The 22,549-nt window shown below is 67.7% G+C and carries 24 protein-coding genes; 15 read left to right on the top strand and 9 right to left on the bottom strand.

Annotated features, from left to right (window positions below; translation table 11 throughout):
- Positions 1–96 precede the first annotated feature (96 nt).
- From AORI_RS64650 to AORI_RS64625, 6 genes are read left to right on the top strand one after another with little or no spacing between them, the layout of a single operon-like run.
- Positions 97–747: a hypothetical protein gene (locus AORI_RS64650; RefSeq protein ID WP_016335067.1), complete on the top strand. Its 651-nt coding sequence runs from the start codon at positions 97–99 to the stop codon at positions 745–747.
- A complete protein-coding gene (locus tag AORI_RS64645) occupies positions 740–2,071 on the top strand; it encodes a glutamine synthetase family protein (protein WP_016335066.1) in 1,332 nt (443 codons plus the stop codon). Before AORI_RS64650 ends, AORI_RS64645 begins: the two co-directional genes overlap by 8 nt.
- Positions 2,068–2,829 (top strand): gamma-glutamyl-gamma-aminobutyrate hydrolase family protein, encoded by a 762-nt coding sequence (locus AORI_RS64640; RefSeq protein WP_043848191.1) that lies wholly within the window; start codon positions 2,068–2,070, stop codon positions 2,827–2,829. Before AORI_RS64645 ends, AORI_RS64640 begins: the two co-directional genes overlap by 4 nt.
- Entirely contained in the window at positions 2,826–5,156 is a 2,331-nt protein-coding gene (locus AORI_RS64635) for an AMP-binding protein (protein ID WP_016335064.1), read from the top strand. The genes AORI_RS64640 and AORI_RS64635 overlap by 4 nt, the downstream gene beginning before the upstream one ends.
- Positions 5,153–6,250, top strand: coding sequence for a Zn-dependent alcohol dehydrogenase (locus AORI_RS64630; protein WP_016335063.1), 1,098 nt, complete (start codon positions 5,153–5,155; stop codon positions 6,248–6,250). Before AORI_RS64635 ends, AORI_RS64630 begins: the two co-directional genes overlap by 4 nt.
- 19 nt (positions 6,251–6,269) lie before the next feature.
- Positions 6,270–7,730: an aldehyde dehydrogenase family protein gene (locus tag AORI_RS64625; RefSeq protein ID WP_016335062.1), complete on the top strand. Its 1,461-nt coding sequence runs from the start codon at positions 6,270–6,272 to the stop codon at positions 7,728–7,730.
- 12 nt (positions 7,731–7,742) lie between these two features.
- Here AORI_RS64625 and AORI_RS64620 read toward each other — a convergent pair whose 3' ends face one another.
- Positions 7,743–8,342 (bottom strand): TetR/AcrR family transcriptional regulator, encoded by a 600-nt coding sequence (locus tag AORI_RS64620; protein WP_016335061.1) that lies wholly within the window; start codon positions 8,340–8,342, stop codon positions 7,743–7,745.
- Positions 8,343–8,546: 204 nt separating this feature from the next.
- Between AORI_RS64620 and AORI_RS64615 the strand changes: the two genes are divergently transcribed.
- The 3 genes from AORI_RS64615 (at position 8,547) to AORI_RS64605 (ending at position 11,376) form a co-directional block, all read left to right on the top strand.
- Entirely contained in the window at positions 8,547–9,248 is a 702-nt protein-coding gene (locus AORI_RS64615; RefSeq protein ID WP_016335060.1) for a hypothetical protein, read from the top strand.
- On the top strand, positions 9,245–10,591 hold the full coding sequence (locus AORI_RS64610) for an NAD(P)/FAD-dependent oxidoreductase (protein WP_016335059.1): 1,347 nt from the start codon (positions 9,245–9,247) through the stop codon (positions 10,589–10,591). Before AORI_RS64615 ends, AORI_RS64610 begins: the two co-directional genes overlap by 4 nt.
- 398 nt (positions 10,592–10,989) lie before the next feature.
- Entirely contained in the window at positions 10,990–11,376 is a 387-nt protein-coding gene (locus AORI_RS64605; RefSeq protein ID WP_123798499.1) for a hypothetical protein, read from the top strand.
- 39 nt (positions 11,377–11,415) lie between these two features.
- On the opposite strand, the gene AORI_RS64600 is transcribed toward AORI_RS64605, so the two are convergent.
- Positions 11,416–12,459, bottom strand: a complete 1,044-nt coding sequence (locus AORI_RS64600) for a DUF8189 domain-containing protein (protein WP_016335057.1) — start codon at positions 12,457–12,459, stop codon at positions 11,416–11,418.
- A gap of 204 nt (positions 12,460–12,663) precedes the next feature.
- Positions 12,664–13,050, bottom strand: coding sequence for an ArsR/SmtB family transcription factor (locus AORI_RS64595; protein ID WP_016335056.1), 387 nt, complete (start codon positions 13,048–13,050; stop codon positions 12,664–12,666).
- Between the two features lie 126 nt (positions 13,051–13,176).
- Here AORI_RS64595 and AORI_RS64590 point away from each other — a divergent pair, with 126 nt between their 5' ends.
- Both AORI_RS64590 and arsB read left to right on the top strand, forming a co-directional pair.
- On the top strand, positions 13,177–13,581 hold the full coding sequence (locus AORI_RS64590; RefSeq protein ID WP_016335055.1) for an arsenate reductase ArsC: 405 nt from the start codon (positions 13,177–13,179) through the stop codon (positions 13,579–13,581).
- Between the two features lie 29 nt (positions 13,582–13,610).
- Positions 13,611–14,684 carry an ACR3 family arsenite efflux transporter gene (gene arsB, locus AORI_RS64585; protein ID WP_016335054.1) on the top strand — a complete coding sequence of 358 codons (1,074 nt, stop codon included), beginning with the start codon at positions 13,611–13,613 and terminating at the stop codon, positions 14,682–14,684.
- On the opposite strand, the gene AORI_RS64580 is transcribed toward arsB, so the two are convergent.
- Positions 14,599–15,948, bottom strand: coding sequence for an NAD(P)-binding domain-containing protein (locus AORI_RS64580; protein ID WP_081809701.1), 1,350 nt, complete (start codon positions 15,946–15,948; stop codon positions 14,599–14,601). The genes arsB and AORI_RS64580 overlap by 86 nt on opposite strands.
- Before the next feature lie 96 nt (positions 15,949–16,044).
- Between AORI_RS64580 and AORI_RS64575 the strand changes: the two genes are divergently transcribed.
- The gene (locus AORI_RS64575; protein ID WP_016335051.1) at positions 16,045–16,881 is read left to right on the top strand and encodes a helix-turn-helix domain-containing GNAT family N-acetyltransferase; all 837 of its coding nucleotides are present in this window, start codon (positions 16,045–16,047) and stop codon (positions 16,879–16,881) included.
- Positions 16,882–16,891: 10 nt separating this feature from the next.
- Positions 16,892–17,128 carry a hypothetical protein gene (locus AORI_RS64570; protein ID WP_123798497.1) on the top strand — a complete coding sequence of 79 codons (237 nt, stop codon included), beginning with the start codon at positions 16,892–16,894 and terminating at the stop codon, positions 17,126–17,128.
- Between the two features lie 7 nt (positions 17,129–17,135).
- On the opposite strand, the gene AORI_RS64565 is transcribed toward AORI_RS64570, so the two are convergent.
- The 3 genes from AORI_RS64565 to AORI_RS82490 form a co-directional block, all read right to left on the bottom strand.
- Positions 17,136–18,455, bottom strand: a complete 1,320-nt coding sequence (locus AORI_RS64565) for a DUF4474 domain-containing protein (protein ID WP_016335049.1) — start codon at positions 18,453–18,455, stop codon at positions 17,136–17,138.
- Positions 18,452–18,760 (bottom strand): hypothetical protein, encoded by a 309-nt coding sequence (locus AORI_RS64560; RefSeq protein WP_016335048.1) that lies wholly within the window; start codon positions 18,758–18,760, stop codon positions 18,452–18,454. Before AORI_RS64560 ends, AORI_RS64565 begins: the two co-directional genes overlap by 4 nt.
- Positions 18,761–19,465: 705 nt before the next feature.
- Positions 19,466–20,029: a P-loop nucleotide/nucleoside kinase family protein gene (locus tag AORI_RS82490; protein WP_016335046.1), complete on the bottom strand. Its 564-nt coding sequence runs from the start codon at positions 20,027–20,029 to the stop codon at positions 19,466–19,468.
- Between the two features lie 59 nt (positions 20,030–20,088).
- Between AORI_RS82490 and AORI_RS64545 the strand changes: the two genes are divergently transcribed.
- Positions 20,089–20,670, top strand: coding sequence for a (d)CMP kinase (locus AORI_RS64545; RefSeq protein ID WP_043848190.1), 582 nt, complete (start codon positions 20,089–20,091; stop codon positions 20,668–20,670).
- Positions 20,671–20,691: 21 nt separating this feature from the next.
- Here the strand turns inward: AORI_RS64545 and AORI_RS64540 are convergent, their stop codons facing one another.
- Positions 20,692–20,889 (bottom strand): hypothetical protein, encoded by a 198-nt coding sequence (locus AORI_RS64540; RefSeq protein ID WP_016335044.1) that lies wholly within the window; start codon positions 20,887–20,889, stop codon positions 20,692–20,694.
- A 34-nt stretch (positions 20,890–20,923) separates the two neighbouring features.
- Between AORI_RS64540 and AORI_RS64535 the strand changes: the two genes are divergently transcribed.
- Complete coding sequence (locus AORI_RS64535) at positions 20,924–21,103, top strand: hypothetical protein (protein ID WP_016335043.1); 180 nt, start codon at positions 20,924–20,926, stop codon at positions 21,101–21,103.
- Between the two features lie 29 nt (positions 21,104–21,132).
- On the opposite strand, the gene AORI_RS64530 is transcribed toward AORI_RS64535, so the two are convergent.
- Complete coding sequence (locus AORI_RS64530; protein ID WP_016335042.1) at positions 21,133–22,398, bottom strand: helix-turn-helix transcriptional regulator; 1,266 nt, start codon at positions 22,396–22,398, stop codon at positions 21,133–21,135.
- Between the last annotated feature and the right edge of the window lie 151 nt (positions 22,399–22,549).

Genomic DNA, 22,549 nt, shown 5'->3' with positions numbered 1-22,549 from the left:
GACAACGTGCGACGGCGCGCTCATCATCTTCGTCAATTGATCGAGTCATTTGACTAACTCTGGCGTGCTACCCGCCAAGATCGAAAGGGCCGACGAATGGCCGAGATCATGACGTTCCCCGAAACACCCGTAAGGGAGGGCCCGGCCGTCGCCATCGTGATCGAGGACGACGCGAGTCCCGTTGTCCGGTTGATCGGGCGCACCTTGCGTGACTCCTCGCGAACCGGTCACGCACACGAGGTCTTGAGCCGGTCCGCCGGCACCGTGGCGGTCCGGTCCCACGACACGCCGCAGTCCGCGACGATCGCCTTCCGCGGCGACACGATCGCGGTGACCGGCGGTGTGGTGATCGAGCCCGACGCGACGGTCTTCGTCGACCTGCGGGCGCGGTTCGCCTCCGTGCGGGAGTCCGCCGGCGATATCGTCCTGGCCGCCGACACCTTGCGCGCGCTGACGCCGCCGCTCCCGCACTGGCGTGCGGCCGCCCGGAATTTCTGGGCGGTGACAAGGGAAATCCCGGGCATCCCCGACGTCCTCATCGTCGAGGCCGATGGCTCGGAGCGGCAGCGGTTCGGCGACGGCGAGACCGAGTACCTGATGGCGGGTCCGGCCGACCTGCTCGCCGGCTTCTTCAGCGGAGCGGACGATTTCGCCGGCTCCCTGGCGGCCGGGCTGCGGATCAAAGGCACGTTGGCGCAGATGTCGGTCATGACGGCCGCTTCGTGGAAGGTCCGTTTCGATGTCTGACCCGCGCGCCGTGCGCCTCGAAGCTACGAACCACGACGGAAGCTTTCTCGGCAAGAACGTGTCGCCCACGAAATTCGCCTCGGGCAAGGAAGCCGGCTTCGCCTTCGCCGACATCCTGTTCGCGATCGACCTCGGCAACGAGATCGTCCTCGGTGACGCCTTTCCGGACTGGCGCGGCAATCTCCACGACATCCAGATGGTCCCGGACCTGTCGACCCTCGTCGAATGGAAGCCGGGCCTGGATGCGGTCATCGGCGACTACTGGCTGAAGGACGGCACCCCCGTGCCGATCTGCCCGCGGAACCTCGTGCGGAAACTGGTGGCCCGGCTGGCGGTTCTCGGGTACACGGCGACGATCGCCGTGGAGATCGAAGCGACGCTGTTCGAGGAATCCGTTCAGGAGGCGCGAAAGCGCGGGTACCGGGAGCTGACGCCGTTGGGTGGCGGCACGGGAGCCACCTACCACTTGGCGAGGTCCAAGGACTGGGTCGACTACATGGAGGCGGTCGTCGATCGCCTCGATCGTGTCGGCATCACCTGGGAGGCATGGACCGACGAGGCCGCCGCGGGCCAGACGGAACTGAACCTGGCGCCCGCGGATCCGATCACGCTGGCCGATTCCTGGGCGCGTACACGGCAGGTGATGCGTGAGGTCGCGTTCGAACAGGGCCACACGGTGACCTTCATGGCCAAGCCGACGGCGGGCTATGGGCAGGGCGCCCACATCAACCTGTCGCTCCAGAGCGACGGGGTGAACCGGTTTTTCGCCGAAGAAGGCCCGTCCCGGCTGATGCGGCACGCGGTCGGCGGACTGCTGGCCACGATGGCGGGCAACACCGCGATCGCGTTGCCGCAGATCACCTCCTACCGGCGGCTGGTGGACTTCACCGGGCCACCCACCGTCGTGAGCTGGGGCGTCGACAACAAGACGGCCGCGGTCCGGGCCATCACCGGCCACTCCAAGTACTCGCGGCTCGAATATCGGCTTCCCGGCGCCGACGTCAATCCCTACCTCGCGCTGGCCGGGGTGCTGGCCGGAGTCCTGGCAGGCATCGAGCGGGAGATCGAGCCGCCGGAGCAGGTCACGGACATGGCGTGGTGCCTGCCCGAAGGCGGCGGGCCCGCCCGGATCCCCGACACGATGTCGAAAGCGGGCGCCGCCCTGGACGCCGATCCTCTCCTGCGCGAATACCTCGGTGACGAGTTCGTGGACTTCTGGGTCGCGTCACGACGCTGGGAGTGGATGGAGTTCCACACCAAGGGCGGCGACCCGTTCGCCGAACTCTCGCACTGGGAGTCCACTCGATACTTCGAGTTCCCGTGAGCGCGCGTCCGATGATCGGCATCACCGGCAGGCGGTTCCGGCTGGATCTGATCAGGAGAGCCGACGAGCGGTACGGCGACCGTTGTCTCGACAGCTACATGTCGGACTTCGCGAGCCGGATCGCGCACGCCGGCGGGCTTCCGATGTATCTCTCTTACGACACCGACGCGACGGAGATCTGTCAGCGGCTGTCCGGGGTCGTGATCACCGGCGGGCAGGACGTCCACCCGGCGTTCTGGGGCGGCGACCAGAGCGTGGTCCGCGACATCGATCCGAGAACCGACCCGATGGTCCACGACGCGGCCCGGGACGAGTACGAGATCGCGCTCGTCCGCGCCGCCCTGGAGCAGGGGATTCCGGTGCTCGGGGTGTGCCGAGGGATGCAGGTGCTCAACGTCGCGCTCGGCGGCACCCTCGTCGCCGATCTGCCGTCCGGGCCCGTGAGCCACCTGTCGGCGGAGACCGCGCCCACCGACGGAACCGCCGATCACCTCGTGTCCTTCGAAGAAGGCTCGATCGCCGCCGGTCTGTTCGGCGAGCAGGCGATGACCAACTCGTGGCACCACCAGGCCGTCGACCGCTGCGGCACCGGCCTGGTCGTGACCGGACGGACGAGCGATGGCGTGATCGAAGCGGTCGAGCTCCCGGATGCTCCGGTGCTCGGCGTCCAGTGGCATCCGGAATGGATGAAGAGCGAAGACCCGACGGTGACATGGATGGTCCAGGCCGCGGCGAAGAGGCGAAGGAGCTTGCCATGACCGCGGAAGTCGCTTTCGAACGGCTCGGCGACGACCCCGCCGTCCCGACGCTGACGGAACTGCTGTCGCGGCGCGCGAAGGACTCGCCCGCGCGGGAGTTCCTGCGTTTCGGCGAGTGGTCATGGAGCTTTGCCGAGATCGACGACTGGACCTCCAGGCTGGCGCACCGGCTGATCGAGGTCGACGGCGTCCGGCCCGGCGAACGGGTCGCGATCATGCTCCCGAACGTCGTGCATTGGCCCGTGGTGTGGCTCGCCGTGCTGAAGGCGGGCGCGGTCGCCGTACCGGTCAACAGCTCCTATCAGCGGGCGGATCTCGCCTTCGTCCTCCGGGATTCAGGGGCACGCGTGGTGTGCACCGATGCCGAACGTTCGGTTCTGATCGGTGAGGTCGTCGCGGGTGAGGACGTCCGCGTCATCGATGTCGCCGACGACGGGTCGGAGTCGTTCCCCGCGACTCCTCCGGCTGTGCCGATCGACGGCGGGGCACTCGCGAACCTGCAGTACACGTCGGGCACGACCGGTTTCCCCAAGGCGTGCATGCTCACCCACGACTACTGGGTGCGGTTGGGCTGGATCTGCGCGGCGGCGACCGGGCTCGGTGCCGACGACATTCTTCTTACCGCGCAACCGTTCTCGTACATGGATCCACAGTGGAACACCGCGCTGGCCCTGACGGCCGGTGCGCCGCTGGTGGTGCTGCCCCGATTCTCCGCGTCGACCTTCATGGCGGACGTCCGGCGGCACCGCGCGACCTTCTTCTACGTCCTCGGTTCCATGCCGACGTTGCTGTTCAAACAGCCGCCTTCCCCCGAAGACCGCGACAACGACCTCCGGCTCGTCTTCTGTTCGGGAATCCCGACTGGTCTTCACGCGAAGCTGGAGGAGCGATGGGATGCCCCGTGGCGCGAGGTCTACGGGATGACCGAGTCCGGGATCGACCTGTTCAGCCCGTTCGACGACCCCGGCGCCGTGGGAAGCGGGAGCCTGGGCGGCCCGGTGCCGACGAAACAGGTGCGTGTCGTCGGCCCCGACGGCGCCGACCTGCCCGACGGTGAGGCCGGTGAGCTGATCATCGCGGGCACACCGATGATGAACGGCTACTGGAACCGCCCGGAGGACACCGCCCGCGTGCTGCGGGACGGCTGGCTCCACACCGGCGACGTCGTCGTCCGCCGCCAGGACCACGGCATCCGGCTGGTCGGCCGGATCAAGGACATGGTGCGACGCGGCGGCGAGAACGTCGCGAGCGTGGAGGTCGAAGCCGCCCTCGAACGAGACGATCTGGTGGTGTCGGCCGCCGTCGTCGCCGAACCCGACGAGACCTTCGGCGAGGAGGTCAAAGCGTTCGTGCGGCTGGCGGCCGGCGTGCCCGCCGTCCGGGCCACCGCCGAGCGGATCGTCGAACGGGCGGGCAAGGAACTCGCGCGGTTCAAGGTGCCGCGCTATGTCGAGTTCGTCGCCGATTTCCCCCGCACTCCTTCCGAACGCGTTTCCAAACCGGCGCTCAAAGCGCGTGCCGCGGCCGATCCCGGCGTGACGTACGACCTCGGTGCGCGACGGCCGAGGGGATTCCTCGACGTCGGCGTCGTCCGGGACGTGGCGGTGGTGACGCTCCGCCGCCCCGAAAAGCTCAACGCCATGGACGTCGCCACCCGGCTCCGGCTGGCGAGTGTCATCCGCGAGTTCGGGACCGGCGAGCGCGTGCGCGGGATCGTGCTCACCGGAGAGGGACGAGCCTTCTCCGCGGGCGAGGATCTCCTGAGCGCGCCGTCCACCGAAGCCGAGATGCGCGAGGCGTTCGCGAGTTTCCACGACATCACCCGCGCGATCCTGGAGACGCGGGTGCCCGTGATCGCGGCCGTCAACGGAATCGCCGTCGGGGGAGCCTCGGAGATCACGTTGTGCTGCGACGCTCGCATCGGAACCTCGGCGACGGAGTACTTCCAACCGGAAAACGGCCGGGGCATCACGATCTCGAACGCGTCCAGCGTGCTGTTGCGGCGGCTCGTCGGAAACCACGCGACGCGCCTGATTCTCGGTTCCCCTCGCGTGCCGGCCGGCGAAGCCCTGCGGATCGGCCTTCTGGACGAGATCGTCGAGCCCGCCGCCTTGATCGACCGCGCCGTCGACACCGTCATCGACTGGACTCCCGAGGGGAACACGACGGCCCTTCATCTCGCGCTCCTGCGCCCGCGGGCAGAGGACGTCGAAGCGGCCTTCACCCGTGAGGACCTCGCTGCCGCCGAGGCGTGGGCGAGCGGGGTCCTGCGCGCGGGCATCGAGGGCTTTCTGTCCACAAGATCCGAAAAGGAGACCTCGACATGATCGACACCCAGGCCGCGGTGCTGACCGCCGTCGGCGAACCACTCGAGCTGACCGTCATCCGGGTGGACGACCCGGAACCGCACGAGGTGCGGGTCGCGGTCACGAACGTGGGGCTGTGCCACAGCGATCTGCACTACATGACCGGAACGGTGCCGACCGGCCTCCCGGTCGTGGTCGGCCACGAGGTGGCGGGCGTGGTCGAGGCGGTCGGCTCGCAGGTGTCCGGACTGCGCCCCGGTGACCGGGTGGTCGGCGCGCTGACCCCGTCCTGCGGCCGGTGCGCGAACTGTGAAGCCGGGCGGTCGACCCAATGCCGCCGGGTGGAGGAGATCCGTCGCCGCCCGAGGCCCGCGTTCCAGACCACGGCGGGTGAGCCGATCGAGCGACTGGGGGACATCGGGGCGTTCTCCCGGCACGTCCTCATGCGCGAGAACTCGTTGGTGAGGCTCCCGGACGACGTTCCGCTGCACGTCGGTTGCCTGCTGGCCTGCTGTGTCATCACCGGCGTCGGCGCCGTGTTCCGCGGCGCCAAGGTGCGTCCGGGCAGCACGGTCGCGGTCATCGGCTGCGGTGGCGTCGGATCGGCCATCATCCAAGGCGCCAGGCTCGCCGGCGCCTCGGCGATCGTCGCGATCGACCTGGACGACGAACGGCTCAAGGCCGCGCGGGACTACGGCGCCACCCATGTCGTCAACGGCGGGGACGGCGACCCGGTCGCGGAACTCCATCGCCTGCTCGGCGACGGGGTGGACTACTCCTTCGAAGCCGTCGGCTCGGCCCGCACCGCCGCGACGGCGCTGGCCCTCGTGCGCCCGGCCGGGACCGCGTGCCTGGTCGGGATCGCGCCAGGAGGCACCGAACTCAGCGTCCCGGCATCGGACTTCTTCTTCGGGGAGAAGCGGCTCATCGGCTCCTACATGGGCTCCGGCCAGGCGCGGCAGGACATCCTGCAGTTCGCCCGCCTGTACCAGCAGGGGCGCCTGCTGCTCGACGAGATGGTGACGCGCGTAATCCCCTTCGGCGAGATCAACGAGGGCTTCGAGGCGATGAAGTCCGGCGACGTGACCCGCATCGTCGTCGATCTCCAGTCCTGACCAGCGAAGGAACGCGAAGATGAGCAACGAGATCGAGATCCCCCAGCCGGTGAACCACATCGCCGGCTCCTGGATCGCCTGCGAGACGGTCCCCGACACGTGGAACGTCGACCCCAACACACGCGAGCGTATCCATCGCTCCGTCACCACGGCACCCGACGACATCGAGCGCGCGCTGCGGCACGCCGAGCGCGTGTACGACGTCGGCCGCTGGGACGAAGACGCTCGCCGCGAGCGCGCCGGCCTGCTCGAGCGCGTCGCCGACATCGTCGAGACCCGTACCGAGGACATCGCCCGCACGGACTCGCTGACCAGCGGCACGCCGATCAGCGTCACCCGCAAGGTCGCGGCCTTCCTGCCGATGAGGATCCGGGCGTCGGCGGCGGATCTGGTGAACATTCCGCGCGTCACCGCGCTGGCGGCGGGCGGTCGCGACGTCCGGCTCTACAAGGTGCCATGGGGGCCCGCCGCGATCCTCACACCGTGGAACGGTCCGAGTTTCATCCCCGCGGCCAAGATCGCCAGTGCGGTGGCCGCGGGCTGCCCGGTCATCCTCAAGCCGTCGGAGCACGCGCCCGGCAGCGCGCAGATCATCGTCGAGTGCTTCGTCGAGGCGGGCCTGCCCAGCGGTGCGCTGCAACTCGTGCACGGCGGTGGCGACGTCGGCGCGAGGCTGACCGCCGACCCGCGCGTCAAGATCGTCTCGTTCACCGGCGGACCCGGTGCCGGACGCGCCATCGCACGGGCGGCCGCGGAGGATTTCAAGGTCCTGCAACTGGAACTCGGCGGCAACAACCCGGTGCTCGTGCTGGACGACGCCGACGTCGACGTCACCGCCGACGGGATCCTCGACGGGATGACCAAACTCAACGGTCAGTGGTGTGAGGGGCCGGGCAAGATCCTCGCGCACCGAAGCCTGGTCGCCCCCCTTCTCGATGCGTTGACCGAGCGGATCTCCAAGCTCGTCGTCGGTCACTCGCTCGACGAGGACGTCCAGCTCGGCCCGATCTCCAACGCCCCGCACTTCCGGACTCTCCAGAGCAGGCTCGAAGGGCTGCGCGACCTCGGGGCGACCCTCCACGGGCCCGCTCGGCTGCCCGAGCTCGACGGCTACTTCCTGTCACCGACCATCGCCGTCGGCGCCGACCCCGCACAGGCCACGGCCGAGCTGTTCGGTCCGGTCGTTTCGCTGCACGCCGTGGATTCCGACGAACAAGCGCTGCGCGTCGCCAATGCCGATCCGTCGGGGCTCGACGCGTACGTGTTCGGCGCCGACACCGACCGCGCGATCGACGTCGGCTCGAGGATCTCGGCGGGGGAAGTGCGCGTCAATGGCGCGAAGATCGCCGACCTCGGTGACGACTCGGCTCAGAGCTTCTGGGGCCCGGCCGGTATCGGCGGCCACGGACCCGCCGAGTCGGTGCGTGTCTTCTGCGGCGACCGGGTCGTCGGGGTCGATTCGCCCGGTCTGCCGTTGTGACGGCTCACCCGGTCACGAAGCCACCGGCGCGGATCCGAGCCGGGCCGCGAGCCAGCTGTCGAGTACCGACGTCGCGATCTCCATCTGCCCCAGTGCGGCGGTCCGGTCCCCGTAGGTCAGCCAGTTCGCGGCGAAACCGTCGGCCAGCGCGGCGATGACGAAGGCGATCTCGTCGACGACCTCCGGTTCGGTCGCGCCGGCTTCAGCGAGCCTGACGCGCACCGTCTCGAGAGCCTTGTCGTACACCGCGATACCGCGGTCTCCGTGCTGACGTCGTGCCCAGCTGATGAGCTCCACCGTCGCCGCGGTGAAGCTGATCGACTCGAGATAGCACTCCATGACTCCGCGCAGGAGCCGTCGAGCGGTCTCTTGCACGTCGCCGTGGGTTTCGTCGTCCGCGAGTATGGCGCGGTACCTGCTCGCGACGAACTCGTAGACGTCGCCGAAGAGATCTTCTTTGGAGTCGTAGCAGTAGTGCAGCATCGCCAGGTTCGCTTTGGCCTCCTCGGCGATCCGCCGGGTCGTCGCGCCCTCGATGCCGTAGGTCGCGATGACCTCCACCGCGGCCTTGATGAAGTCGCTGCGCCGTTGGGCGGCGGGGATCCGTGGCACGCAATCCTCCCGGTGCACGTAGTTGGACGCTTGATTAAGTCAACGCCAGCCTAGCAGCGGAGCCGTCAGCGGGAACTTAGTCAAGCGACTTGATCGGATGGCTAACTCTGGCGTAGGCTATGAGCCGGATCACAAGTCGGCTCGATATCCGTATGTACCGCCTTCGACGCAAAGGCGAAGGCACGACTCGAAGGAATCAAGGACATGAAGGATCTGCTCTTCATGCTGGCCGATCTCTGGATGATCTTCGCCGGCTTCTGTTTCGGGTGGAAGTTCATCCGGCACTACAAGAATTATCTGCTCGGCTTGGAATGGATGATCGTCGCGACGTCGGGCTCGAATTTTCTCCTCTGGGCGCTTCTCGGTGGAGACGAAGGAAGTCCCCTTTACAGCATCGCGTATTTCTTCGACGCCTTCTCGCGCTCGGTCGGCATCACCCTCATCCTGGTCATGGGGTTGATGCGCGTGACGCATCGGTACAAGCCGTCCGTCGCGGTCGATGTCGGCGTGTTCGCCCTCGCCGCCGTCGCCGGGCTGTACCTCCAGCAGTTCCGTGCCGATCAGCTGCACGTCGGTCCGGCGACGTTCTTCGTCGTGGTCAACGTGCTCACAACGGCTTTCCTCGCCTACTTCTCCTGGCGGCTCTGGCGAATCGGCGCCACGGTGCAGGCCGTCGGCGCGGCGCTGGTCACCATCGCGGGATCCGTCATCGCGATCACCTACGACTTCTTCCCGATCCCCGGCGACGACGCGCACCGGACGCTTTTCTACAGTGCGGCACTGGCCACCTGGGGATTCCAGATGTTCGTGTACTACTTCGCCTATCGCGCTCTGCATGAATACAACGTGGCGGCAGGATACGAAAGGGATTCGGGCGCGGCGGTGCTGTCCGGAAGTGGGCGATGAAGACCGGCGGTGTCCAATACGACACTTTCAGCGGCTGGGTCGATCCGCCCGCGGATGTCCGGCCTTCCCTTTCCGGCGACCTCACCTGCGATGTCGCGGTGGTCGGCGGCGGCCTCGGCGGTATGTCGACGGCGTTGCGGCTGGCCGAACGCGGCCGGGACGTGGTGCTGCTGGAGGCCGAATTCTGCGGGCACGGCGCCAGTTCGCGCAACGCCGGCCAGCTGGCCGGCGCGCCGGGAGGCGACCTCCAGCTCCTGAATCTGTTCTACCGCAAGAAGATGCCCGGCATGATCCGCCTTGCCGAGCATGCCGCGCACCATGTCGAGGACCTCATCGAGAAGCACGACATCGACTGCGGCTACGAACGGAGCGGCAACGTCTTCGCGGCGGTGTCCCGTGGGCAGATGGGCCGGGTGCGGCGGGTGGCGAAGCTTCTGCGGCGGGCCGGGGGCGACGTGGAACTGGGCACGACCGAAAGCCTCGGGATCCCACACGGTTTCGTCGGCGGGATGCGGGAAAACGTCGGCGGGATCATGAATCCCGGTTTGTTCACCGCGGGGGTACGCCGGGCGCTGCTCGGCACGCCCGCGCAAGTCTTCGAGCGGACCAAGGTCACCGGCGTCGCACGCGACCGCGGCCAGGCGGTCATCACCACCGCCCAAGGTGAAGTGCGGGCGAACAAGGTGGTTCTCGCGACAAACGCGTACGCGGGGGAGTGGGACATCACCCCGCCCCGGCTTTCCGTGCCCATCTGGGTCATCGAGGTGGAGACCGAGCCCATCGACCCCGCCCGGCTGGCGGCCCTGGGCTGGACCAGCCGCTCGGGTCTGGTCACCCAGCACAACATCATGGAGAACTATCGCCTGACGCCCCGCGGAACCATCGTCTTCGGTGTCCGGCGGCTCGAACGCGGCAGGACCTATCCGCTTCCGGCGAAGAAACCGGACCCGGCGCTCGTCGAGGAACTCGCCCAAGCGTTCGCGAGACGGTTCCCGGCCCTGTCCGACGTCGCGCTCGATCGCGCGTGGGGCGGCTGGATCGCGATCACTTCGTCCTGGCTTCCCCTCGCCGGACAGCTCGACGAAAGCATCTACTACTCGATCGCCTGCAACGGCCACGGTCTGGCCCAAGCGCCCTATGTCGGCTCGCTCATCGCCGATCTGATCGTCGACGGCGAGCGGCACGAGGACCTGGCGGCGCTGTGGGTGAAGAAGGCCGAGTTTCCGCGCCCGATGATGATGGGCCCGTTGGGGCTGCGCACCATCTGGGCCGTCGACCGCTTCAACGACTTCGTGAACGGGAGCCGGCGTAACGCACTGCGAGGTCAGCGGCGGAGCGCTTGAGCAATGCGGTTGGCGGCGTTGCTCAGTTCGGCGAGCACGGTCGCCGCGGCACGGTCGAGTGGGGAGGATTTGGGACGTTCAACGTCCCCAATCCTCCCCACTCGAGTCGCCTGGCCGATCCAAGGTTGGCTGCTCGTCGTGCCGGGGCCGACGATGTGGGAATCGGGACGTTGAGTGTCCTGATTCCCACATCGTTGAGAGTCGCTCGGGACTCGGAGCTAGACCAACGGAAGATTTGCGACGTTAAGCGTCCCTAATCCTCCCCACTCGCCGACATCGGCTCCACCTCGGCCGCAGCGCAGGGTCAAGCCCACCAGCCTTCGCCGCCCAATGATAAGCATATGCTTATCATAAGCAGTGTTCAGCCATCTCGGGCCGCCGCGAACTGAGGAGCGAGCATGATCAGAGGTAGGTGGATGCCCGGCCATGCCGCGGACTTCTCCGGAGAAGTGCTGGTCAGCGTCACCGTGTTGACACTCGACGACTTCCGGAGCACGCCGGGCGCCTACCGGGCGGGTTACTTGCTCAGCCGCGAGTGGCCCCGGTTGCCCGGCGCGGTCGGCCAATGGCTGTGGGCGGAACCGCTGCGCCGGCGGCTCGGATCGGTCTCGGTGTGGCGCGACCATGACGGCTTGCGTGGTTTCGTCGGCTTGCCCGCCCACGTGGCGATCATGCGGAAGTACCGCGATCTCGGCACCACCCGCGCCACCACCTGGCGTACCGCCGACCTCGATGCGCGAGCCATCTGGCGAGAAGCGGACCGGTGGCTGAAAGACGAGGCGTGAACCGCCGCCGGGAACGGGTTCCCGGCGGTGGTTTCGCGGTCACAACGAGGACGAACAAACGCGTAGCGGTCCGACACGGGCACCGACCGGGAAGTTCGTGGCGGCGAAGTTCCAGCCGCCGAACGCGTTCGCGGTCGCTTCCGGGTTGTTGGGCGACGGAGTGCCATAACCCGCGTCGACCATGTTCCAGCCCGTCCAGGTCACTCCGCCGTCGAACGAGGAGTTGCGCGAGATGGGGCGGAACGACGCGGGAGCCTCGTCACCACGGGCGAACACGACCAGTTCGCCCGAACTCGTCGCGGCCGCGCCCGGTTCGGACACCGCACCACCCCGTGGTGCTCCGAGGTCGAACCAAGAGCCCCAGGACGAGCCGTTGTAGCTGATCCCCGCCACCCGTGAGCCGGTCGTCCGCACGAACACGTCGACCAGCCCCGGCCCGCGGGAGACGGCGATCGGATCGACGGCGAACCTGCCGCCGAGCCCGATCCAGTTGCTCCACTCGGCTCCGACCCGTTCCAGGTAGTACAGGTCGTCGGCCTGGCCCCGGGTGACGACCGCGACGTGACCTGGCCCCGAGGAAACCCCGATCGGGCTGGAGGTCAGCACGCCGCCGAGGCTGGTGTGCGGACCCCAGACGCCGTTCACGTATTCGCGGTACCACAGTTGTTTGTTGGAGCCACGGTAGAAGACGATGAGATGTCCGGGCCCGGCCGACACCGCGTGCGGATTCCAGGTGATCACCCCGCCGAGGTTCTGCCAGCCGGACGCCACGCCGTTTTCGAACTGCATGAAGTACAGCGCGTCGTCGGCGCCGCGGACGAACACCGCCGAATGTCCCGGGCCCCAGGAGACGGCACCCGGCTCGGAGCGGGACACGCCGCCGAGGTTCTGGGCGGCGATCACGCCGTTCGAGCGGGGATCCACCTGAGTGCGGAAGACTGCGCCGCCCAAGGCGATCTGGAAGATGTCCAACGGTCCGTTCGGCATCGACGCCAGCCCGGGGTCGATGTTGCTGCCCCGGCTGAGTTCGGCGCACCCGACGGCGGCGTTCGCCATCGCCGGGCACAGCATGGTCGCGGCCACTACCGCGACTATCGCGGAAGCTTCCTGAATGTGCGCAAGTTCCCTCCTTGCTCCGAAGAGATCGAGCGGGAATCCTGTCCGGCGACACGACACGGGACTGTTGTGAACCTGTTGTGGCGATCCCGGCCTCAGTGCGATCGGGCAGTGCGCACCTACGCTCAGCGCTGTTCTGGAATGCCTCGTTTCTCCGAGTGACCTTCGGGTTCAGCGCAGCGGCGCGGTCCGATCGGCCAGCGGGCCCCCGGGACGCAGAAGCGTCTCCAGGTAGCGAAGCGATTCGGGAAGGACGCTGTACCAGCTCCAGGTGCCGCGTCGCTCCCGATCGAGGATGCCCGCAGCGACCAGGACGCGGAGATGATGACTCAGCGACGGCTGCGGCATGTCGAACTCTTCGGCGAGATCGCAGAAACAGGCCTCGCCGCCGGGTGAATACCGGACCAGCGACAGCAGCCGGATCCGGATCGGGTCCGAGAGGGCCTTGAACAACTTCGCCGCCTGCTCGGCACCGTCCTGGGAGATGACCGCCGCGGGCTCGGCCATCAGCAGGGTGATGGGCACCGGCTTGCGCCCGCGTCCGTTCTCCGTCGCCACGTGCCCTCCTCGGTCCGAGTGACCTTCGACGGCGAGCGTACCCGGTGGATTGACAAACATCGATGCAAGCCTTTCAATCTGGATCCGTAGACTTCGATCCAGTCGAGCGCCGAGAGGACTCCGCCGATGACCCGCACGCCCGAGGTGTTGTTCGTCTGCGTGCACAACGCCGGTCGCTCGCAGATGGCCGCCGCGTTGCTGCGGCACTATTCGCTCGGCCGGGTCGCCGTCCGGTCCGCGGGTTCGGAGCCCGCCGAGATGGTGAACCCGGCCGCGGCCGCGGCGCTCGCGGAGTGGGGCTTGGACATCACCGCCGAGGTGCCGAGCAAGCTGTCCGCCGAGGACGTGGCGGTTTCCGACGTGGTGATCACCATGGGCTGCGGGGACACCTGCCCGGTGTTCCCCGGCAAGCGGTACCTGGACTGGCCTCTGGAAGATCCGGCCGGGCAGGGCTTGGACGCCGTCCGCCCGATCCGGGACGAGATCGACCGCCGTGTGCGTGGCCTGGTCGCCGAAATCCTCGACGCGTGAACAACTTCCCGGAGCCAGGAGGCCCCAGCGTGACACGTGTCGCCGACGAGCCCGACGTCCTGCGCAAACTGTCCTTTCTGGACCGTTATCTGCCCGCTTGGATCATCGCCGCGATGGTGATCGGACTCCTGTGGGGCAGTATCGTCCCCGGCCTGCAGCGGGTGCTGGACGCGGTGAAGATCGGGCAGGTTTCGCTCCCCATCGCGCTCGGGCTGCTGCTGATGATGTACCCGGTGCTGGCGAAGGTCCGCTACGACCGGCTCGGCGCGGTGACCAAGGACCGGCGCACGATGGTGCTTTCCTTGGTGCTGAACTGGATTCTCGGCCCGGCGCTGATGTTCGCGCTCGCCTGGCTGATGCTGCCGGACCTGCCTGAGTACCGGACCGGCCTGATCATCGTCGGTCTCGCCCGGTGCATCGCGATGGTGATCATCTGGAACGACCTCGCTTGCGGTGATCGCGAGGCCGCGGCGGTGCTCGTCGCGGTGAACTCGGTCTTCCAGGTGGTCATGTTCGGGGTGCTCGGCTGGTTCTACCTCGACCTGCTGCCCGGCTGGCTCGGTCTCGACACCTCGAGCATCGACTTCTCGCCGTGGGAGATCGCGCTCAGTGTCGTCATCTTCCTCGGCATCCCGCTCGCCGCGGGCTATCTGTCCCGCCGCGTGGGGGAGCGAAGGAAGGGACGTGACTGGTACGAAGGCACGTTCCTGCCGAAGGTCGGCCCGGTCGCGTTGTACGGCCTGCTGTTCACCATCGTGATCTTGTTCGCCCTGCAAGGGGACACCATCACCTCCCGGCCGCTCGACGTCGCCCGGATCGCCTTGCCGCTGCTGGCCTACTTCGCGATCATGTGGATCGGCGGCTACCTGCTCGGCAAGGCGTCCGGGCTGTCCTACGAGCGCACCACGACGCTGGCGTTCACCGCCGCGGGCAACAACTTCGAACTCGCGATCGCCGTCGCCATCGGCGTTTTCGGGGTGACATCGGGGCAGGCGCTCGCCGGGGTCGTCGGGCCGCTCATCGAGGTGCCGGTGCTGGTGGCCCTGGTGTACGTGAGTCTCCGGCTGCGGCAACGCTGGACCGCGAAATCCCCGGCGGAGTGACCGTCGCCAGCTCGTCGAACAGCCCGGCGCCACCGCACACGCCGGTCTCCGCCATGTGCAGTTCGACCCGCGCGGCCGCTTCGTGGTCGCCGGCGAGTTCCGCGGCGATGCTGCGGACCTGCTCGTAGCCGGTCATGGCGAGGAACGTCGGTGCCCTGCCGTAGCTCTTCATCCCGGCCAGGTAGAAGTTCTTTTCCGGGTGGGAGAGTTCCTTCGCGCCGTGTGGGTAGACGGTTCCGCAGGAATGCACGTTCGGATCGATCAGCGGCGCGAGCGCGACCGGCGCCCGCAGTGCCGGGTCCAGTTCCAGCCGGAGCTCCGACAACCAGGTCAGATCGGGCCGGAATCCGGACAGTGTTACGACCTCGCCGACCTGCTCGATCCGTTGCCCGGCAGAGGAGATCAGGGTGAGCCTCCCGGCGTCGTCGCGTTCGACCGCCTCGGTGCGGAACCCGGTCACGACGGTGATCAGCCCGGACTTCACCGCCGCCTGCGCACGGAGGCCGAGCGCGCCCCGCGCCGGGAGCTGGTCGGCGTCGCCGCCGCCGAAGGCGTTGCCGACCGAACCGCGGCGCAGTACCCAGCTGATCCGCGTATCCGGTGCGTCCTTCGGGAGACCGGACAACGCGACCAGGGCGGTCAGTGCCGAGTGCCCGCTCCCGGCGACCACCACGTGTTCGCCCGAGTACCGGGACCGCACCGCCGGGTCGCCCAGATCCGGCACCCGGTAGACGATCCGATCCGCCGCGGCTCTTTCGCCGATGGCCGGAAGTCCTTCCCCGCCAAGAGGATTCGGCGTCGACCAGGTTCCCGACGCGTCGATGACGGCCCGTGCCGAGATCCGCTCTTCCGAGCCGTCCGAAGCTCGGACGTGCACGGTGAACGGCTCCTCGTCACGGCCGCTGTCCACGACGAGATCCCGGCCCCGCCGCGCGACACCGACCACCTCGGCGCCGAAGCGCACCCGACCGGCGAGCGCCGCCGCCAGCGGCCGCAGATACTGCTCGGCCCAGTCCGAACCGGTCGGATACGTGTCGCCATCGGGTCGCGTCCAGCCGGTGTCTTCCAGCAACCGGCCGGCCGCCGGAGCTACGAGCTCGGACCACGCCGAGAACAACCGCACGTGATTCCACTCGGCCACCCCCGCGCCCGCTCCGGCCCCGCGTTCCAGCACCAGCGGCTCGACACCTCGCTCGGCCAATTCGGCGGCCGCCGCCAGTCCCACCGGGCCCGCTCCGATCACCACGACAGGCAATTCGCTCATCCCCGCGCACCTTTCATCGATCCTGCTCGATTGAAGCGGACTGTATCGACCGGGATCGATTGACGCAACCATCGATTCTGGTCGATACTGTGCGGTATGACCACGGTTGTGCCCGTCCTCCTGCCCGAGCGTGAAGCCGCGACGTACGCCGGTTGGTTCGCCTGTCTGGCCGAGCCCATGCGCGTCAAACTTCTGCACGCGGTCGCGACGTCGCCCCGTGGCCTGACCGTCGGCGCGCTCACGGAGATCCTCGGAACCAGCCAGTCGACGTGCTCCCATCACGTGCGAAAGCTGGCCGAGGTCGGCTTTCTGCACCTGCGCAAAGAGGGCACGGCCACGGTGGTGACGATCAACCAGGCCTGCTGCAGTGGGCTACCGCATGCCGCCGACGCCGTGATGGGCCTGCTCGCGCCACGTCCGTGCTGCCCGGAGAACCTGCCGGAAGACGTCATCGTCCGCGCGCTGCGCGAGGACGACTGGGACTCGGTCCGCCGGATCTACGGTGAAGGAATCGCCACCGAGATCGCCACGTTCGAAACCGAGGTTCCCAGCCGGGAAGCCCTCGACGCGAAATGGCTGCCCGGCCACCGGTGGGTCGCCGAGATCGGCGGCGAGGTCGTCGGCTGGACGGCCGCCGTCCCGGTTTCGGAGCGCGAGTGCTACCGGGGGGTCGCCGAGACTTCCGTCTACACCGCGGAAAGCCACCGCGGCCGTGGTGTGGGTAAGGCCTTGATGCACAAGCAAGTCACGGAAGCCGACGCGGCCGGGCTCTGGACACTGCAGACGTCGATCTTCACCGACAACCGCGCGTCCATCGCCCTGCATCAGAGTGCCGGCTACCGCACCGTCGGCATCCGCGAACGCATCGCCCGGCGCGACGGCGTGTGGCTGGACACCGTCTTCCTCGAACGCCGGGGCCCGGTCGACGCCTAGAGTGGGGTTCATGAGTGACCCGGAGCAGCTGGCCCGTGCGTTGCGAACCACGGCCAGGAACGCCGCGACCACCGCCCTGCGCGAGGGGCTGGAAGAAATCGAAGAGCGCCACGGCCGGCGCGTCGCCGACGAGGTCGCCGGCCTGATCGACGTCGACGGGGTGTTCGCCGGGTTGCGGGAAACCGAGAGCCCGCGGCGGAGCGGTGACGACGAGCCGTGGGAGTTCAAGCGGGAGTCCTTGACCTGACCGTGGCTCACTTCTCCCAGGTGTAGCTCAGGGCCGGTGGATCGTCGGTCGTCTTGGTGACGGTGAGGCGCTGCTCGGGATGCGCGGCCGCCCACCGGGTCATCTCGTTGTAGAGCTGGTCGCGCAGGCCGGCGTCCCGCACCTCGATCGTGGCGCGCTGGGCCAGCTTGCTCGGGTCGACGTCCGGGTCGGTGCGGATCGCCAGGTTCCAGAAGTGTTTCTTGTCGGTGCCGTCGGCGCCTTGGCCGTCGTTGGTGAAGTAGACCTCGTCGGTCTCCTTGTTGTAGATCGTCTGGGTCACCTTGATCTGGTCGTCACCCTGGGCGGCGTTGAAGTAGCCGGACGGGTCCGAAGAACCCGGTTCGCGGGTGTAGAACCCGACTTCGCCGCCGAACGCGCCGCCGAATCCGTAACCGCCCTTCCACAACTCCAGCCGGTATTGCCTCCCGGTCTTCGGGTCGGTGAACTCCATGTTGTCGCCGTCGTCGCCGGTCGCGTCGAGGTTCGCGCCGATGAGTTTTTCGAGCTTGTCGTACAAGTCGTGCCAGCCGAGGAAACTCTGCACCGAGTGTTCGCCGGTGGTGTAGTAGTCGCCCTCCGCGACGTACTTGAAACCGAGGTAGTCGTAGATCTTCTGTGCGATCTCGCGGTTCTGCAGAAGCAGTTCCCAGTCACCGGTCAGCAGCGCGGCCTTGAGTCTCGGGTCGTTCTTGACCAGCTCGGCGAAGCCAGGGATCTCGCGCAGCATGATCGCGGCGATCTCGGCGAGATTCCGCTTTCCCGAGCCCGCGAGTTCCCATACCTGGCCCGTCCTGTTCCGCAGTTTCAGCCCTTCGGCGAGCAGGACCGCGTCGTACCCGAGGATGATCCGCTCCAGATCGGCGAGCACGACGAGGGCCTGCGCCTTGATCGCCTTGTCCTGTGCCCAGGCGAAGACGATGTTGCCCTTACCGTGCGAGAGGTCGTTCCAGACGCCGTCCAGCTTCTGCCGCAGGGATTCGGCGTCCGCGAGGTGACTGCGTGCGTCGCCTTGTGCCTTGGCCAGCGCGTCGCGGACCACGTCGAACGACTTCGCAGACTCTTCGAGATCGTGGGCCTGGTCGTCGCGGTTCTTCTTGAAGTCCGCCAGCGAGGCGAGCGCCGACTCGCCGGCTCCGCCTTGCCAGCCTTCGGCGAGCTGAACGCGGACCGCCTCGACCAGCGATTTGGCGTCCAGCACGGCTTCCTTGGTGGCCCGGCACGCACGCGCCCGGTCGTCCAGCTCCGTCGTGCTACCCTTCGCGACCTGGTCGTGGAGCTGTCGGATCTTGTCGAAGACCGAGCTCACCGGTCGATCCCTTCGAAGCCTTTGTCCAGTGCCTTCAGGAAGATGTCGCGCGCGGTGGAGTCTGTGCCGTCGTAACTCTTCGCGGCGGCCTGGATGGCTTCGACCAGGCTGGTGACCTGCTGCTGAGAGGCCGTCAAATCCTCCTGCCGGGTCAGCAGCCAGACGTCGTAGTCTCCCGCGAACCCCGCGGCCCGATGGGTGGCACCGACGTTCGGCGCGCCGCCGGGAGTGAGCGTCGGCGGCTTGCCGGCGGCGAGCTTGCCGGCCGCGTTGCTGATGTCCGCGACATCGACCTCGAACCCCACAGCACGTCCTCCCCGCCCCAAGTGACACTCCCCATGGGCAATGTAACACCCAACTCCCGCCTTGCGGTGCGGTTCACGCTTTCGGCCGAAGGTGGACGAATCGTCGTGTTGCGTGATCGGGCATACCTCCGTTGGAGTGCTTTCGGTGACCGATTTGCAAAATCGGGCGCGTAGGCGCTAACGTCGATTTCAGTTCGGGGGCCGAGGATTTCGGAACGTCAGGCATGTCGAATTCGCGAGAACTGTGACCAGAATCGGGGCGGTTGCCGCGTCCGCGGCATTGATGTTCACCGCGGTACCTGGGGCGGCCACCGCGTCGACACAGGTCGAGTCGCTGTTCTGGATCAGATTCGCGGCGGGGGTTCAGCGCTGCTTGGACTCCAATTCCGCGGGCAGCGTCTACACGCACGCTTGCCAAGACAGGAACAACAATCAGAAGTGGAACAACTACGCTCCCGGAAAGTTCAAGAACAAGGCGACCGGGTTGTGCCTCGCCGCCGGTGTTCGCCGGGTCCTGCGATGTCAATGCCAGCGACTGGCGGACGTCGTCCACGACGAACAAGTACTTCACCAACGTGTCGACCGGTCTCTGCCTGCACAACAGCGGCGGCCAGGCCGAGGCCGTCGGACTGCGGGTCTGCCGTGCGGGAACCGCATTGTGGACTGTGACGAAGCTGAGGAGCTGACTCGAAACCGTCCGCCGGTCTACTTTCGTTGCTGCGTCACGTCGACCGCGTTCAAAAAGCGCGTGTACGACTCGTCCACCCCGATTCCGGTCGTATCGAGTCGGATCGCGTGCGGACGTCCGGCCAGATACTCGGCGAGGTGGCCGCGGATCCTGTCGACCAGGTCGGAATCGGGATCTTCCAGCATCGTCTGGAGTCGGGCCTCGACGGCGTTGGCCGGACGCTTTCCGTGCAGGCGCTGCAGATGCTCGTGGTCGTCGACGAGGAGGACGACCTCGACGTAAGTGGCTCCAGTCGCGACGGCTACCGCTTCGAAGGCCGGGTCCGGATCGCGGTCGTGAACGGTCACGAGTTGCGGGAGGATCACGTCGTGCCCGTCGCGAAGATGCCGCGCGGCCATGTCCCGTCCGTGGCCGCGGGCGATCTCCAGGGCCTCGAAGAAGTTCTCCTTCCAGCCGCCGATCAACCCCGTGAGCACATCCAGATCGAGGGCGAGCGTTCCCGGGTGCTCGTCGGCGTAGCGGCGGGCGAGGGTCGACTTCCCCGTGCGTGAGAGGCCGTTGAGGTGGATCAGGCGCGCCATGAGCCGACCCTATGCCCTGGCCCCGGTCGGTGGCCGGACAGTCGATCTATGATCGCCGTATGCATGTTCTCGGGCCGACCGATCCTCTTCCTCAGCGGCCGGTCCGACGGGTTGCGGTGGCAGGTCCCGCGGGAGCGGGCAAATCCACCCTCGCGCGAACACTGTGCGAGCGTCTGGGCGTGCCTTATGTCGAGTTCGAGTCGTTCTACCTCGGTCCTGGATGGACGGTCCGGGAGACGTGGCAGGACGACGTTTTGCGGTTCCTCGACGGGGAAGTCTGGGCGATCGAGTGGCAAGGCGAACAGGTCCGGGAGCGGCTGACGGCGCGGCTCGACGTGTTGGTGTGGCTCGATCATCCGCGTGCCTTGCACATGACTCGCGTCGTCATGCGCACGCTTCGACGTCGTGTCGGGCGGGGGTCGAAGATCGCCGGGGGAAACGTCGAGGGCCCGCTGCGCACGTTCTTCACCGACCCGGAGCACATCGTCAAGCTCGCGTGGCGCTACCACCCGATGATGCGCGCGCGGGTCCGCAAGGTGATCGATGAGAACCGTTATCCCGGACTCGTCGTCGTCCGGCTGCGCGGTCAACGACAGGTCGATCAGTGGCTTCGAGGGGCGTTCGATCAGGCCGCGGTGTGAACCGGAAGATGCTCGACTCCGTCAGCCGTTCAGCGCGGCCTCGTACTCTTTCGCCTGGTTCGGTGTCAGGAATCGTGACACCCGCACCAGGACAGGGCCTTTCAGATAGTCGTATTCGCCGACCGCGGGCAGATTCTTGGCCACCGACTGGATGAAGTCCATCCGCGCCTTCGCGCCGGCCTCGTCCGGGAAAACCTCTACCGAACCGCCACGTTCCACCGCGTCCGCGCCGAGATATTCGACGTCGGCAGGCTTGACCCGGGAATCGCCGAACGCGATCTTCTCGCCGAGTGTCTTCGTGACGTCTTCGGCGGTCCTCGGAGCGGTGACCGTGGCGGATCCGATCGCCGACGGGGAACTGCTCCCGCATGCGGCCAGCGAGAGCGTGGTGACGGTCGACGCCGGTATGTCCCGTGAACCTGATCTTCTGTGACCGGCCGAGGCCGGATCGTGATTGTCGTTTCACAGCACGGCAGGCTGAGTTCCGGAGACTCCAGCGCTCAGGGCCAATGCCGCGGCTTCACCGCGTGAAGTGACGTTCAGCTTCTTCAAAAGACCTGCGACGTGGAACTTGACCGTGCTTTCGGTGATGCCGAGCGCGGCGGCGATGGACTTGTTGCGTTGTCCCTGCGCCACCAGCCTCAGCACTTCGAGTTCGCGAGGGTTGAGGTCCGCCAGCTGTGTCTCGTCGACGCGGCCCGCGGCCGGCTCGAACGGGAGGTCGACGGTGACGCGGCTGCCCCAGCCGGCGACGGCGTCGATCTCGACAGTCGCCCCCAGCGTTTTCGCGCGGCCGTCGAGCTGAGCTCGCAGGCTGTGCACGTCGAGGTTCCCGGATTCCTGGTCCCGGATATCGAGATGCAGCGCGGTGCTGTCACTCGACCAGGCGATCCGGAGGCGGGTCAGATCCGGCTGGCCGGTGAAGGCCAGTACCGCGGCGCACGTCATCGCCCTGGCGGCGTGGGCGATTTCGCCCGGTACCGGCCGCCCGTTCTTCGCCGGGGCCGTGAACTCCAGCTCCGCGTCGTGGTGGCGCAGCATCTGGCGGATTTCCCGCCGTAGCCTGCCGAACGCGGCATGCGCGGGCTCTTCGGAGTGCGCGAGATCGGTTTCCCTGGCGGATCGAAGCGCGACCAGCGCGGCCGAGGCGGAGTCGGTCGCGGCGAGCCGGGCGCGGTGGTCGTCCAGCCGGGCCGACCGCAAGGTGGTGAGGATCGTGACGAGCGCGGTTTCGTGTGCCGCGGCCATTTCGGCGATCGTCCTGGCGCGTTCACTGGAGGCCGCGCGGGATTCGGCGAGGTAGTCGGGGCTGGCCTGGCTCACCTGCTGGCGGATCGAGGTCGCGACGATGCCGAAGACCTCGGCCAGGGGAGCGGGATGCGGGAAGCGGGTCCGGCTCGACCGGGGGACGAGGACGAGCAGGGTGCCGATCGGATCCTGGACGGTCCAGACCGTCCGGGTGACGCCGCCGAGAGTGGCCGTCGTGGTCAGCTGCCGTCCGGGCGGCACGCTCGCTTTGAGCGCTTCGAGTTCGGCGATGGTGACCTTGTCGGCGATTTCCCGGGCACCGGTGACCTTCCGCGGCCGCCCGGTGCACTCCCGGGTGAAGATGACCAGGGTCTGGTGTGGCCAGCCGTCGGCGAGGAAACGCGAGAAACGGTCGGCGATTTCGCGCAGCGGGCCCTCGATGACGTCGCGCAGCGCGGTCAGGTCGGCGGTGTCGGGCATCGGGCGAGCCTAACCGCCTGCTTGCCTGGTCGAAAGGAGAGGATCCACTGGCCCGATGGCCAGGTCGCCGCTGACCGCTTTCGGCCTAGCCTCAGATGAAGCATGCGCTCATGCGCATGCCTATGTCGCCGAACGGTGGAGGAAACAGGGA

It is taken from the genome of Amycolatopsis keratiniphila (assembly GCF_000400635.2).
Classification (GTDB): domain Bacteria; phylum Actinomycetota; class Actinomycetes; order Mycobacteriales; family Pseudonocardiaceae; genus Amycolatopsis; species Amycolatopsis keratiniphila.
This window is presented reverse-complemented; position numbering and strand designations above follow the sequence as displayed.